The organism is Sphingobium sp. TCM1, from assembly GCF_001650725.1.
GTDB lineage: Bacteria > Pseudomonadota > Alphaproteobacteria > Sphingomonadales > Sphingomonadaceae > Sphingobium.
In genome coordinates, this window is record NZ_LXVX01000003.1 from 43,458 (window position 1) to 56,133 (window position 12,676).

Genomic DNA, 12,676 nt, shown 5'->3' on the forward strand with positions numbered 1-12,676 from the left:
TATCCCGCAGGTCCAGTCGCTCTCGATTGCTCAGGGTCAGAAACACTTCAATGCGCACCCCGACGACGGACGGGAATCGTGAGGCTGCTAGCAATTGATATTCTGGTACACAGCCCCCAATGGTACCTCGCTCCCATCAAGGTGATGAAGCTTATCACGCGAACAGCAATTTCGCGAGATCATCCATGACCTTGTCTACCCCTGCTCTTGTCCGCGCCGACAGGCGGATGAAGCTGCGCCGATGATCGTCAGGGTGCGGAATCCGGTCGAGCATTCCGGCCTCGACCATTTCGACCGTCCTGCGAAACCCCGTCGTCAAAGACAGACCCGAAAGACGCGCAAACTGTCTGAATACCTCCTCCATGTCCTTCTGCTCGATCATGTAGAGATCGAGAAACATCATCCATACCGGCCACTGGCGTCGACGAAGTCCCAATTCACTTTCGATGAAACCGGGTTGTTCGACCAGTGCGTTCCATATGCGACGGCGAACCATCGCGGCTCATCCGTCTTCGGCCGGCGAACCGGGCAAATCCGGTAGAATCCGGCCCGCACGATAGTCCGCGATCAGCCGTTCCTGTTCGGGGCGAAGGACATCGATCGCGCCTTTCGCGCCATCACCCATCTCGCCCAGCAACAGCGATGGGCAACGCCCCTCATAGGTTCCCAGGTTCGGGCGATGCGCCTGATATCCGGCGAGCGTCATGAGAGACCGGGGCAGGGACCGCGCAATCTCGGGCGGATAGGCCAGCCATGGCAGTTCATAGGGTTTGAGCCAGCCGAGACTGTAGCTGATGATCATGCCCCGGCGGGAACTGGCCGAATTGTTGGCGCCGCCCGCATGCAAAGTGGACCCAAGAAATATCAACGCATCGCCAGGCTCCATCTCGGCTGCGATCGCATCATCGGCGGGCAAGACGATCTCATCCTGCCGCCGGTGACTGCCCGGCCAGATCAACGTGGCGCCATTCTCCGCCCGGTACGAGGAGAAGGGCCACATCACGTTGATCATATACTCGACGCCGGCAGTGTGTACGGGCCACATGTCCTGATCGCGGTGCGGAGGCTGTGCCACGCCGCCTGGCTCGATCTCGATCGCCTGCGTGAGATTGAGCTGGATCGTGTCGCACCAGGGCTGGAGGAAACGCTCGACGACGGCGACAATCAGCGGGTCGAGCGCAAAGCGGCCCATGTGCCGCGACCGTCTCAGGAGCCCGTGGAAACGCCGGGTGGTCTCGCCATAGAATGGCCCCACCGAATGCGGCGTCGCGACGAAATCCTGTTCGAGATCGCCTGCCAGCCTGTCGACCAGGCTGGACGGTACCGCGTTGCGGATGATGCAATAGCCTTCAGCTTCGAGGCGCTCGCAACAGGATTTCGTATCCGGTACCAGCCGGTCAAGTGCAATGATGGTCATGGGACGTCTCCGTCAGGCAGCGGCGCGGCCGTGAGTGTGGGCGTGGACGATGCGCATCGGCACATAGGTGCCTGCAGTCCGCAGCTTGTCGGGCGTATCGCCGTCGATCTCGATCACGAGAGCGCCGGTGCTCAGGCCCGCAATCTCCCTGGGCAGGCCCAGCGGTCGACAATCCCATCCGAGCGACAGGATCTGGCTCAGCCATCCTGAATCCGCGATGCATGTGAAACGGCGAATGCCCCGAAGCAGCGCGAACTCGACGACCGCTGTCGTGACCGTATTGCGGACCTCCAGTCTGCGCGCCGCACGGTTACGCGGCGAAAGGCAGGCGCGGCTGAGTTCGAAGATATGTTCGCCAGATGGGACAGGCCCATCGCACAGTTCGGGGAAGATATTACCCAGAACGTGCGGGCGAATGCTCGGCAGCAGACGGATCGAGCCGTCATGCTCGCCGCGTTCATTGGTCGCGACAACGTAGATCGCATGCTCATCGTCGAACTGGTCAATTTCATAGGCGCCGTCGATGACCGGCACGTCCCAGCCCAGCATATCGACGAATATCCTTTTGCGGTCGCGATACATGTCGTTCAGCACCGGCGAACCTTCGCCCCATTCCGCGCCTTCGAAAATCTGGATCATGATGATGCTCCCTCGTTGATAGAGCAGGCATCATCGGTGCGATGAACAACGAGCGTCGATAACCGGAACTGGGTATTGCTAGTGCTTGCGGAGCATCTCCGGGAAGCTCGCGAGACCATCGAACAGCACCCGGGCGATCAGATTGCACCGCTGGATGTTGCCGTACGAGCGGAACACGGCCTTGCAATGCTGATGGGCTGTTGCCCCGGAAATTCCAAGGATATCTCCCATTTCGGCGTAGCTCTTGCCTTGCCCCAGCAGCAACACGACTTCGCGTTGTCGGGGAGTGACCTGGGGAGGCGGTTCAACGCTTAGTCCTGCGGCCTTGCGTGCCTGTCGCCGCATGGCCTCGAACGCATGCGAAGCAGCGTAGAATGCGGCAGGAAGAACCTCACGCGAGATATTCCCTGACAAGGGCGCGGCGAAGGTGCAGCTTCCCGAATATTCACCGGGAAGATGGACGGGGATCGTATAGCCGGCCCGGAAATTGCGCAGCGCTCCCCGCTCGAGGATATATCGGTGCCGCTCATTCAGGCGGTTCAATAGATGGGGGTCGGGCCAGATGAAGCCCGTATTTCGACCGTTGCACAAGAAATGGATGGGATCATCCATATAATAACCCTCATGGAAGACTTCGCTGAGCCAATCAGGCGTGTAGTTCGAGACACCGAAGGATGTGGATGGGGGATTGAGCAGATCGACATGATGTCCGATCGCGAAATGCCGGAAGCCCAGGAAATAGGTGAGATGTTCAAGAACGCCCTGGATGTCCTGGCTATCTTGTGCGTCGTAAAATGCCGCAATGATCGACTGATATTCCTGGGAGTGTAGCATGACTGGCCCTTTCGGGAGCGGGCTGCGAAATAGCCTTGTCCGCCGGCCGCCGCTCCAGAGCCGTGGGCCCCGAAATCCTATCAAAAATGCTGCAAAGCAAAAATTTAGTTGTTCCTTCAACAGGGTAACAACCTTCATTTCAAGGACGCAAATCGGCCGTCAGTGGGGAGGGGGAGAGTGAGGCGAGAAGCGGGCTTACGTCCGGATTTCAACAACATATTGAGCTTCGCCATGCCTTCCCGGATCTCCGCCAGAATGGCCCAAACTGTTTCCACAATTATGTCGCGCATGCGAACCAGGCTAATATCCGCAAGGCAGTTGCGCGAAGACGCCCGATGCCTGCAGCGCATCATCCGCTCAGAACAGGAACCTGGTCGACGGATACTCGAACTCTATTTCATCGAGAAATGTCCGGTCGATGATATCGCGACCCGGCTTGGCCTATCTCCTGCAATGGTGCGCCGACATCTGTTGCGCGCGATACACCGCTTTGGAGAGGAACGCGGGTCTTGAACGGTTTCGGCTCGGAAGCTGGCCGGCGTCTCCGGCGCTATCGCGAAATCATGACCAGGCCTGATCCCGGCGACACTGTAGTCCAATGCTCTCTCGAACTACCTTGCCGGTCATTCAGGAATTTGATGGCATGAGCAATTCCCAACCTGATCGGCATCGTCGTGGCGCCCCATATAATGACTCGCTGCGGGTGCAGGCAATCGAAGCAGCGGGCGCAAATCTCGTCAAACGTCTGGGCGGCAGGTGGAGCGGTGGACAGGGACTTTGTCTCTGCCCCGCCCATGACGACTATGACCCGAGCCTCTCCGTCCGCGTCGGCGACTCCGCCCTGCTGTTCAAATGCTTCGCCGGCTGCGACACGATCGCCGTTCTGCGGGCTATCCGCCGCCTTCACCTCGACCTGCCCGAACCAACCCCTTCGATCTCATCGATCAAGCAGAGGTCCTTTCAAACCGGATCGGGGCCGGCGCTGCGCGTCTGGGATGCCTCCAATCCGATGGCCGGCACACTCGCTGAGACCTATCTCGCCAACCGTTTCCTCGTGCCGCCCTGGCGCGACCTTCGCTACAATCCGCGCACGCCCCTGGGGCGGGGAAGGGCTGCCGTCTTTCGACCGGCGCTCATCGCCGCAGTCCGCGAGGGACATCGGCTCGTTGCAATCCATCGAACCTTTCTCGATCCGTTGGCTGGCTTGAAAGCCAGCGATCTGACGGAACCGCGGATGATGCTGGGACGTCCAGGCCGCGGCGCGGTACAGCTGGCCGCTGCGACCACCGTTCTTGGACTTGCCGAAGGCATCGAAACGGCGCTTGCTGCCATGCGTCTTCATCGAATTCCCGTATGGGCGACACTTGGCGCCGAACGCGCTGCGCATGTCCTGCTGCCTAGCCGACTGGAACGCCTCGTTCTGCTCTTCGACCGGGATGCAGCAGGATGGAAAGCGAACCGCCAGATCCGGCTGGCCCACCAGCATACCGGTCTGGAGGTGTTCAGCCCATGGCCCCCTGTTCCTCATAATGACTGGGCGGATGTGCTTGAGGAAATGCCGCGCGCGGCGTGACGACCAAGCCAATGCGCAAACCTGTTCGCAGCCCCGAGCGCAAGGGCGGTTCCATCGCTGACGATTCACAGCGCCGGCCTCCTGTCTCGCGCCGTCCCGGCGCGGCGCCGCAAGAGGGAAGGGAGAGGGAATGGGCGGTTCGATGAGCGAGCCGCACCAATGGAGAAACCCATGTCCCAGACGCCCATTCCCGTACCCGCTGCCAATCTCACCAAGTCACCCGTCAATGTCCGGACCCGCAGCGACGCGGACGCCGACGCGGAACTGGAAGCCAGCATCCTTGCCCATGGTCTCATCCAGAATCTGGTCGGTGTGCCGGTTTCGCGCAAGAAGGGGCACTACCGGATCACCGCCGGCGGCCGCCGCCTCGATGCCGTGCATCGCCTGATCGAAAAGGGAAGCCTGCCGGCCGATCACGCAATCCCGGTTCTGGTTCTCGACAACGCGAAGGATGGCCGCGAAGTCAGCCTCGTTGAAAATTTCGAACGGCTACCGATGGGACCGGGCGAAGAATGCCGCGCCTTCAGGGATATCATCGAGGTCGAAGGCAAGACGGCGGCCGACGTCGCCAAGCGGTTCGGGCTCACCGAACGCTTTGTAATGGGGCGTCTGCGTCTCGCCAACCTTGCCGAGCCGATCTTCGAGGCGCTCGAGAATGGCGAGATCACGCTCGACGTCGCCAAGGCCTATTGCACCACGGCTGACAGCGCGCGCCAGAAGGCGATTTGGGATACGCTCTCGGACAGCTACTGCGGTCATTCCGTCAGTGAAATCCGCCGTCGCATCAAGGATTACAGCTATCGGGGCAATGATCCCCGCGTCCTACTGGTCGGCCGGGATGCTTACGCCGCCGCCGGCGGGCGGATCGAGGACGCCGACCTCTATTCGAACGCGGACGACGAGCGCTGGATCGACACCCATATCGTCGACGAACTCGCCATGGTGAAACTCGCTGCCGAGGCCGACCTGCTGCGCGAGCGCGAAGGCTTTGCCGAGGTCCGTCCCGTCGCCAATACGCGCGTCCCCTATATGGATACCTACGCCCTGACGCCGTTGCCGGTCGAGGCGCCGGCGCTCAGCGAGCAGCAGGAACAGCGCAAGCTCGAGATCGAGGATGAACTCGCCGAACTGGAAGCCGAACTCGAGGATGAAGGCTATGAGCCGGACGAAGAGGACCAGAATCGCTACAGCGTCCTCCAGACCGAACTGTCGGCCATCGTCGAACGCGAGCCGATCGTCGATGCCGAGCAGAAGGCGAGCGCACTGGCCTATCTCGTGATCGGGCCGGATGGTCAGCCGCATATTCACCAGGAACTGTTCGTTGCGCCCGTCGCCACCGACGAAGAGGGTGAAGACGACGAGGAGGCAAACCTCGAGGATGGCGAAACCGACGGCGAAGTCACTGCAGACGAGGCCGGCGAGGACGAAGCGCGAAACAGCAGCCCGGTGATGAGCCAGCGCCTGCGCGAAATGCTGGCGATGATGAAGACCGAACTGCTGGCCGTCCATGTCGCCAGCAATCCCGCGTTCGCGCTGGATCTGGGCACCTTCATCATGGTCGACCGCGAATGCCGCTTTTCGTCCTTCGACATTCCGAGCGATCTGCGCGCTTCGGCCCCCGCCCGACTCCTCCCGGACTTCAAGCCCGAGACGGCCGCTGCGGGGGAATGGACGAAGCTCGATGAGGCGCTCGACCGAAGCTGGGTCAACCACCAGGCCATCGCGGACCGCTACGATGCCTTCTGCGCACTCCCCGATGAAGCGCGCGCAGCCTGGCTCGGCTGGGCGATCGCGCGCACGCTGCAGGCCGTCCCGATCGGTCGCCGCGAAGCAAGCTTCCTCGATCATCTGGGAACGAAGCTCGGCATCGATGTCGCGGCCTGGTGGCGCCCGACCGCGCTCACCTACTTCGACAAGCTGACCAAGCCGGCCATTCTCAGCCTGTTCCAGGAGATCGGTGGACTAGAGCTTCAATCGCGCTACGCCGGTTCAAAGAAGCACGATCTTTCGGCTTCCGCCGAACGGCTTTTTGGAGGCGACGTTATCATCGAACCCGAGATCAAGGAACGGGCGCTTGCATGGCTTCCAGAAGCCATGCGCTTTGGCCAGCTTGAAACCGCTGCTGAACACGACGAGTCGCGCGACGATCACGATAAGTCGCTCGCTGGGATCGTCGATGCCGACAACGATGATCAGATCTCCCAGGCTGCCTGATCGTGACCGGGGGGCTGGGCTACAAGCCTGTCCCCCTGGCTTCGAGGTTAAACTTGGCCTGCCAGATGCCGAAATGGCGCCATTCGGGCACCAACTCCAGCGCGAACAGGCTGAATTTTGTCCCCGCGTCCATGCGAATTTCAGCATGGTTGCGGCGACAATTGGTTCTCGAGGGGAGCGGACATGCGCTGTCTCGGCTACTGCTGCGGCTCTCCTGTTTCCCAATGCAGGAACAGCATGCCCGGCTCCGCCAATGCTTCGCGCAATTCGGCCAACGGAGCTACCAAAGGAAAATGATCGTGCGCGACCGCACAGAATTCGGTCCATTGACCCTCGTCATCGATCTCGATGAACATCCGGTCCTGTCGAAAGCCTATGCCGACGGTTACCCGGCCCGGCTCATCGTCCGGAGAGCGCACAGCGACGATAGTCGATATATTGGCCCATTTCTCGAACCAGCTCGCACTTCGATCGCCGACTTCCACGCCTGCATCGCTGATGGCCTTGATGAGAATGGGGCCATAGTCGCGCATTATGATCCCTCTCATCGCCTCCTGCCAATTTCCCAGGGAGAGTATCTCAATCCTGATGCCGACCGAAATCAAATGCTTCGCGTCGATGGCTCTGATCCCGACGCCGGCACATGAGCGGTCCGGATATTGGGGCGAGGAGTGAGCGGGAGAGCGATCAGTGCCCGGCCGTCGCACCTATTCCCTTGCCGCGTCGGCGCCGCAGCTTCGGCAGGTCACCATCGGCTAGATCGGAATAATTGGCGAGGGTCACCGGAGGGCGGTCGGGAAACTCGGCAACGAGCTTCAGATTGCCCCCCATCGCGGCAACATAGCTTCTGAGCGTCGACAGCAGGAGATCCGTTCGCCTCTCAAGCCGTGAGACATTCTCCTGCTCCATGCCGAGCATCTCCGCCATCCGGTCCTGGGTCAGCTTCCTTGCCTGCCGCAGATCACGCAGCGTCATTTCCTCCGCGATCAATTCGGCGGCACGTGCGTCGATCGTCTCGCGCTGTGCGGGCGTGAATGTGGCACGAAATTCTTCAAGCGTCTTTGTCATGGTCGGCCTCCTTTCCGATCGGCCAGGCTACTCAAATGATCATCGAAGCGCTCGTCGGCCGTGGCGATCAGCGTCTTGTAAAAGCGCTTCTCGTTGACACCCGACTTGTCCCCCGCGACGAGCAGTATGGCGGTCCGTTCCGGATCGAACGCAAACGCCAGCCGCCACACGCCATCGGCTGCTTTGAATCGAAGTTCCTTCATATTGGCGTACTTCGAACCATTGAGCGTATCGCAGTGCGGACGTTTCAGGCTGGGGCCGAATTCCGCCAGCAAAGCCGCAAGCGCCGCGATCTCGGTGCGCACCTGGTCGGCAAACTCCGCCGTTTCGGCAAAGAATCTGTCCTCGAACGCGACGCTCCACATGTCTTCCGATACAACCCACCCAATAATGTTGTCAAGTGCATATGATCTTGATGACATATATGTCCATGCGTTGGTCGGCATTTCGACAAAAATGTTGGTGCTGGGAGACGGTCGGACGAGGATTGATGGAATCCGATCGCGCAAATCGATGCACCCCAACCCAAGGAAGGAGAGCGGGAAGGGAACAGGAGGATTGTCCTGTTGTCCCAAGAGGTGCGCATGAACTTGCCCCAGCTCGCCCTGTCGCAGACCCGAGACAGCGCTGCATGCCTGTCCGACGTCGCCCGGACTGTTTGCCAACGCCTGCGCAACGGCGCTCCCGTCAGTCGCCAGGGCCTCAAGCGATTGATGACCGAGGCTTTCGGCGACGACGATGCCGGCGGCCTATGGTCGATGCGCGACGCCTATGACGCATTGGAAACCGCCCAGGTCCTGCTTCTCGCCGATCCGCAAAACCCGCTCCTGGGCGGCACGCCGACCGATATTTTCGAACGCCTGCGGCAGTTCGAGCGCGGTTTGCCGACCCAGACCTACCGTTCGGAAAAGCAGGTCGATCTCCAGCAGTTCAGCACGCCGATCACCCTGGCCTGGCTCGTGGCCATGGCGGCGCGCTGCGGACCGGACGATATGCTGCTTGAACCCTCGGCCGGCACCGGCATGCTGGCGGTCCACGGCCTGCGGGCGGGCGCGCATCTGCTTCTCAACGAACATGATCCGGCGCGTGCCGACCTCCTGTCCCACAATCTCGGCCAGATTGTCACCCGCCATGATGGCGAACATATCCATGATCTGCTGATCAACGAGCGGCAGCCGACGCTGGCGCTGATCAACCCGCCCTTCAGCCGCAGCAACGGACGAGGGATCGACCGCCATGCCGGCGCGCGCCATCTGCGCGCGGCTCTGGCTTGTCTCGCGCCGGGCGGGCGATGCGTCGCCATCATGCCGACCAGCTTCTCACCCGAGGGCTCGGCAGCGCTTGGCTATAATGCCGTCGCCGAGCTTGTGCCGCCCCACGTCGAACTTACCGTTTCGGGCAGTCCCTATGCCAAACATGGCACGGGGATCGATGTAAGGTTGCTGGTCTTCGACAAGGGATGGACCGGCACGCCCGAGCGCCACTTCGCCAGTAACATCGACGCGGCGCTGCGCCTCGTGCTTGCCATGCCCGATCGACTCGATCCCGTGCCGCCGCCGCCGCTTGCGCCGCCGCCGGCCGCCGCTGCACCCCGTTCACTTATCCCCGCCGCCCCATCGCCCGCCATGCTCTTCGCGCGCATGAACGGCCAAAGGCTTGCGCCACCCTCGCGGATCGCCGCCACGGCAGATGAGGCGCGACCGATCAGCTATGCCGCACACCAGACGCCGCTTGCGCCTGGCGAGACCGTGGGCATTTATTCCGCATGGCGCCTCGCGCGCATCGCCATCGAAAATGCTTCCCGGCATCCCGATGACCTGGTTGAATCCATCGCCATGGCTTCGGTGTCGCTGCCGGTACCGCGCTACCAGCCAATACTCCAGGACCGGGCGACCAGGGCCCTGTCGGAGGCGCAACTTGAAACCATCATCTATGCGGGCGGAGCGCATGAGCGCGATCTGACCGGTCGTTTCTCGGCCAATCTGGCGGGCGATCGACTGATCGAGGACAGCGATGGCCAACTCTATCGCACCGGCTTCTTCATCGCCGATGGCACCGGGGTCGGCAAGGGCCGCGAGGCGGCCGGTATCATTCTCGACCAGTGGAACCGCGGCAATCGCCGCGCGATCTGGATTTCCATGGCGGCCCTCATCGAGGACGCACGGCGCGACTGGACCGCATTGGGCGGTCTCGCCATCGATATCCAGCCGATCGCCAATTTCCCTTTAGGCAAGCCGATCGCGATGGAAAGCGGGATCGTCTTCCTGACCTATGCCGCCCTGCGCTCCGCACGCCATGACGCCGCATCGCGCCTGCAGCAATTGCTGGACTGGACCGGCGAGGACTTTGGCGGCGTGATCGTCTTCGACGAATCCCATGCCATGGCCCATGCCGGCGGAACGGAGACGGATTTCGGGAAGGCGCATGGGTCGGAACAGGGTCTGGCGGGCGTTCGGTTGCAAAATGCCCTGCCACGAGCCCGCATTCTCTACATGTCCGCCACCGGCGCGGCCAGGCCCGAGAACCTCTCCTATGCCGTTCGCCTTGGCCTGTGGGGCCCCGGCACGGCCTTTCCCACGCGCGACATGTTCATGAAGGCGATGGAGGAGGGGGGCATTGCGGCGCTTGAGGTCGTTTGCCGGGATCTCAAGGCAATGGGCCTCTATACCGCCCGGGCCCTGAGCTTCGCAGGCGTCGAATATGAACCGCTCGAACATGTGCTGACACCCGAACAGGTCGCGATCTACGACGCCTATGCGGACAGCTGGGCGATCATCCACCGCGGACTTCGCGATGTACTGGCCGAGATCGGTATCGTCGACCGGATATCGGGCAAGACGCAGAACGCGCGGGCGCGCGGATCGGCGCTAAGCGCCTTCGAATCGGCCAAGCTGAGATTCTTTTCCAGCCTTCTTGTGAGCCTGAAAATTCCCTCGCTCATCAAGGCAATCGAACAGGAACTGGCGTCGGACAATGCCGTGCTGGTGCAACTCGCAAGCACGGGCGAGGCCATCATGGATCGCCGGCTCTCCGAACTCTCCCCGCAAGAACGGGCAATGATGGATGTCCAGGTTTCGCCCAAAGAGACTCTTATCGACTATTTGAAGAATGCCTTTCCCATCCGCCAGATGCGGGTCTTTCGTGCGGACGATGGCGCCGTGCGTGCCGAACCGATGACCGATGCGGAGGGTAATCCGGTGCTGTGCAGGCAGGCGATCGCTGCTCGCGACGCAATGATCGAGGATCTGTGCGCGCTCCCCGCGATTCCCACCGCGCTGGACGCCCTGATCGCGCATTTTGGAACCGACCGCGTCGCCGAGATCACCGGACGCTCGCGGCGCATCGTGACCGACGTCACCGGAAAGCAGAAGATCGAGAGGCGGGGCGCCCGCGCCAACGTCCTCGAAGTCCAGGCATTCCAGAATGGAAACAAGCCGATCGCCGCCTTTTCGCTTGCGGGCAGCACCGGCCGGTCCATGCATTCCGATCGGAACTGCCCGACCGCTCACCGCCGGCGCGCGCATTTTCTTCTCGAGCTGGGCTTCCGCATCCTCTCGGCCGTACAGGGCTTCGGGCGCAGTCATCGCACCAATCAGATGACGGCGCCTGTCTATCGCCCGCTGACCACGGATTGCCGCGGCGAGCGCCGCTTCCTCAGCACCATCATCCGCGGTCTCGAAGCATTGGGCGCCTTGACGAGGGGGCAGCGCCAGACCGGATCGCAGAATCTCTTCGACCCGTCCGACAATCTGGAGTCGGGCTATGCGCGCGACGCGCTCACGCAATGGTTCCATCTCCTCTATGAGGGCAAGCTGCGCAGTGTTACCCTCGAGGCCTTTCAGGAGATGACGGGACTTGAACTGTGCGGCGAGGGCGGGGAACTGCTGGAACGCCTGCCTCCCATCCATCGCTGGCTCAACCGCATCCTGGCGCTGCGGATCGCCACCCAGAATAGTATATTCGAGGAGTTTCTGGGGCTGGTCGAGGATCGCGTCGAAGCGGCGCGCACGGCGGGCACGCTGGATCTGGGTATCGAGACCATCCGCGCTGACCGCATGGACCTGCTGTCCGATCAACTCTTGCGCACTGATCCCGTGACCGGCGCCGAAACGCGGCTATTGCGCCTGGAACTGCACCGCCGGCCGCCGATCACCAGCTGGCCCATGCTTCAGCTCGAATGCAAGGATGCGGACGATATCGCCTGGCTTCGCAATGCCCGCTCCGGTCGCGTGGCGCTGCGCGTGCCGACATGGCCGGGCCAGGACGAAGAGGGCAACTGGATCGAGCGATGCTATCTTATTCGTCCCACCGGCCAGTCCCGCATGGAGGTAGCAGCTCTGGCGGCCAGCTACTGGAGCGAGATCGACCGCGACACATTCCAGCTCCTCTGGGAGCAGGAGGCCGCCGAAGCCGGCAGGAATCTTCTGGTCGAGAGGATTACCCTCGCGACCGGTCTCCTGTTGCCCGTCTGGAACAAGCTGCCCGAGGATGATGTGCGCGTGTGGCGGATCGACGATGGCGCCGGCACGTCGATCCTGGGACGTATCATCCATCCGGCCGCCATCGAACGGATCGAAAGGGAATTCGGACTCGATGGCGGCATTGCCCTTGGTCCTGAAGAAATCATCGCCGGCGCGCGTGCGGGCAGCGGCGTTCCGATCCCCGGACTTGGGCCCGCAAGGCTTGTGCGCGTTCATGTCAACGACAGTCCCCGTTTCGAGATCCGCGACTATCGCCCGGAAGACCGCAACTGGCTGAAGGCAAGCGGCGCCTTCAGCGAGGTGGTGCAATTCAAGACAAGATTGTTCCTGTCGCCGGAACGCGCACAAGATATACTTGCCAGGATCATCGCCGAGCGCCGCTGATCCCGGCTTCTCCCGGTCTGCGAAGCGGCAGTAGGCGAAGTGCGGCCTGTTTCCTCGCCGCTTCGC

General features: G+C 62.0%; 11 protein-coding genes. 4 read left to right on the forward strand and 7 right to left on the reverse strand.

Annotation, left to right across the window (positions count from 1 at the left end; all coding sequences use genetic code 11):
• Positions 1–154: 154 nt before the first annotated feature.
• The 4 genes from A7Q26_RS03015 to A7Q26_RS03030 form a co-directional block, all read right to left on the reverse strand.
• Complete coding sequence (locus A7Q26_RS03015; RefSeq protein WP_066856432.1) at positions 155–496, reverse strand: MarR family transcriptional regulator; 342 nt, start codon at positions 494–496, stop codon at positions 155–157.
• A gap of 6 nt (positions 497–502) precedes the next feature.
• Entirely contained in the window at positions 503–1,417 is a 915-nt protein-coding gene (locus tag A7Q26_RS03020; protein ID WP_066856434.1) for a phytanoyl-CoA dioxygenase family protein, read from the reverse strand.
• 12 nt (positions 1,418–1,429) lie between these two features.
• Positions 1,430–2,056: an acyl-homoserine-lactone synthase gene (locus tag A7Q26_RS03025; protein ID WP_066856437.1), complete on the reverse strand. Its 627-nt coding sequence runs from the start codon at positions 2,054–2,056 to the stop codon at positions 1,430–1,432.
• A gap of 78 nt (positions 2,057–2,134) precedes the next feature.
• Positions 2,135–2,890, reverse strand: coding sequence for a helix-turn-helix transcriptional regulator (locus A7Q26_RS03030; protein ID WP_066856440.1), 756 nt, complete (start codon positions 2,888–2,890; stop codon positions 2,135–2,137).
• Positions 2,891–3,178: 288 nt separating this feature from the next.
• On the opposite strand from A7Q26_RS03030, the gene A7Q26_RS26290 reads away from it, so the two are divergent.
• The 3 genes from A7Q26_RS26290 (at position 3,179) to A7Q26_RS03040 (ending at position 6,677) form a co-directional block, all read left to right on the forward strand.
• Entirely contained in the window at positions 3,179–3,403 is a 225-nt protein-coding gene (locus tag A7Q26_RS26290) for a sigma factor-like helix-turn-helix DNA-binding protein (RefSeq protein WP_443018150.1), read from the forward strand.
• A gap of 130 nt (positions 3,404–3,533) precedes the next feature.
• The gene (locus tag A7Q26_RS03035; RefSeq protein ID WP_084438962.1) at positions 3,534–4,463 is read left to right on the forward strand and encodes a DUF7146 domain-containing protein; all 930 of its coding nucleotides are present in this window, start codon (positions 3,534–3,536) and stop codon (positions 4,461–4,463) included.
• A 171-nt stretch (positions 4,464–4,634) separates the two neighbouring features.
• Positions 4,635–6,677 (forward strand): ParB/RepB/Spo0J family partition protein, encoded by a 2,043-nt coding sequence (locus A7Q26_RS03040; protein WP_066856722.1) that lies wholly within the window; start codon positions 4,635–4,637, stop codon positions 6,675–6,677.
• A gap of 197 nt (positions 6,678–6,874) precedes the next feature.
• Here A7Q26_RS03040 and A7Q26_RS03045 read toward each other — a convergent pair whose 3' ends face one another.
• From A7Q26_RS03045 to A7Q26_RS03055, 3 genes are all read right to left on the reverse strand, one after another.
• Positions 6,875–7,210, reverse strand: a complete 336-nt coding sequence (locus A7Q26_RS03045; RefSeq protein ID WP_066856443.1) for a hypothetical protein — start codon at positions 7,208–7,210, stop codon at positions 6,875–6,877.
• 154 nt (positions 7,211–7,364) lie between these two features.
• A complete protein-coding gene (locus A7Q26_RS03050; protein ID WP_066856446.1) occupies positions 7,365–7,745 on the reverse strand; it encodes an XRE family transcriptional regulator in 381 nt (126 codons plus the stop codon).
• Positions 7,742–8,110 carry a type II toxin-antitoxin system RelE/ParE family toxin gene (locus A7Q26_RS03055; RefSeq protein WP_066856450.1) on the reverse strand — a complete coding sequence of 123 codons (369 nt, stop codon included), beginning with the start codon at positions 8,108–8,110 and terminating at the stop codon, positions 7,742–7,744. The genes A7Q26_RS03050 and A7Q26_RS03055 overlap by 4 nt, the downstream gene beginning before the upstream one ends.
• A gap of 219 nt (positions 8,111–8,329) precedes the next feature.
• On the opposite strand from A7Q26_RS03055, the gene A7Q26_RS03060 reads away from it, so the two are divergent.
• Complete coding sequence (locus A7Q26_RS03060; protein ID WP_066856453.1) at positions 8,330–12,610, forward strand: strawberry notch family protein; 4,281 nt, start codon at positions 8,330–8,332, stop codon at positions 12,608–12,610.
• Positions 12,611–12,676 lie beyond the last annotated feature (66 nt).

Coding starts and splice junctions, on each gene's coding strand:
- A7Q26_RS03015 (WP_066856432.1), bottom strand. CDS start 496: ATGGTTCGCCGTCGCATATGGAACGCACTGGTCGAACAACCCGGTTTC.
- A7Q26_RS03020 (WP_066856434.1), bottom strand. CDS start 1,417: ATGACCATCATTGCACTTGACCGGCTGGTACCGGATACGAAATCCTGT.
- A7Q26_RS03025 (WP_066856437.1), bottom strand. CDS start 2,056: ATGATCCAGATTTTCGAAGGCGCGGAATGGGGCGAAGGTTCGCCGGTG.
- A7Q26_RS03030 (WP_066856440.1), bottom strand. CDS start 2,890: ATGCTACACTCCCAGGAATATCAGTCGATCATTGCGGCATTTTACGAC.
- A7Q26_RS26290 (WP_443018150.1), top strand. CDS start 3,179: ATGCGAACCAGGCTAATATCCGCAAGGCAGTTGCGCGAAGACGCCCGA.
- A7Q26_RS03035 (WP_084438962.1), top strand. CDS start 3,534: ATGAGCAATTCCCAACCTGATCGGCATCGTCGTGGCGCCCCATATAAT.
- A7Q26_RS03040 (WP_066856722.1), top strand. CDS start 4,635: ATGTCCCAGACGCCCATTCCCGTACCCGCTGCCAATCTCACCAAGTCA.
- A7Q26_RS03045 (WP_066856443.1), bottom strand. CDS start 7,210: ATGCGCGACTATGGCCCCATTCTCATCAAGGCCATCAGCGATGCAGGC.
- A7Q26_RS03050 (WP_066856446.1), bottom strand. CDS start 7,745: ATGACAAAGACGCTTGAAGAATTTCGTGCCACATTCACGCCCGCACAG.
- A7Q26_RS03055 (WP_066856450.1), bottom strand. CDS start 8,110: ATGTGGAGCGTCGCGTTCGAGGACAGATTCTTTGCCGAAACGGCGGAG.
- A7Q26_RS03060 (WP_066856453.1), top strand. CDS start 8,330: ATGAACTTGCCCCAGCTCGCCCTGTCGCAGACCCGAGACAGCGCTGCA.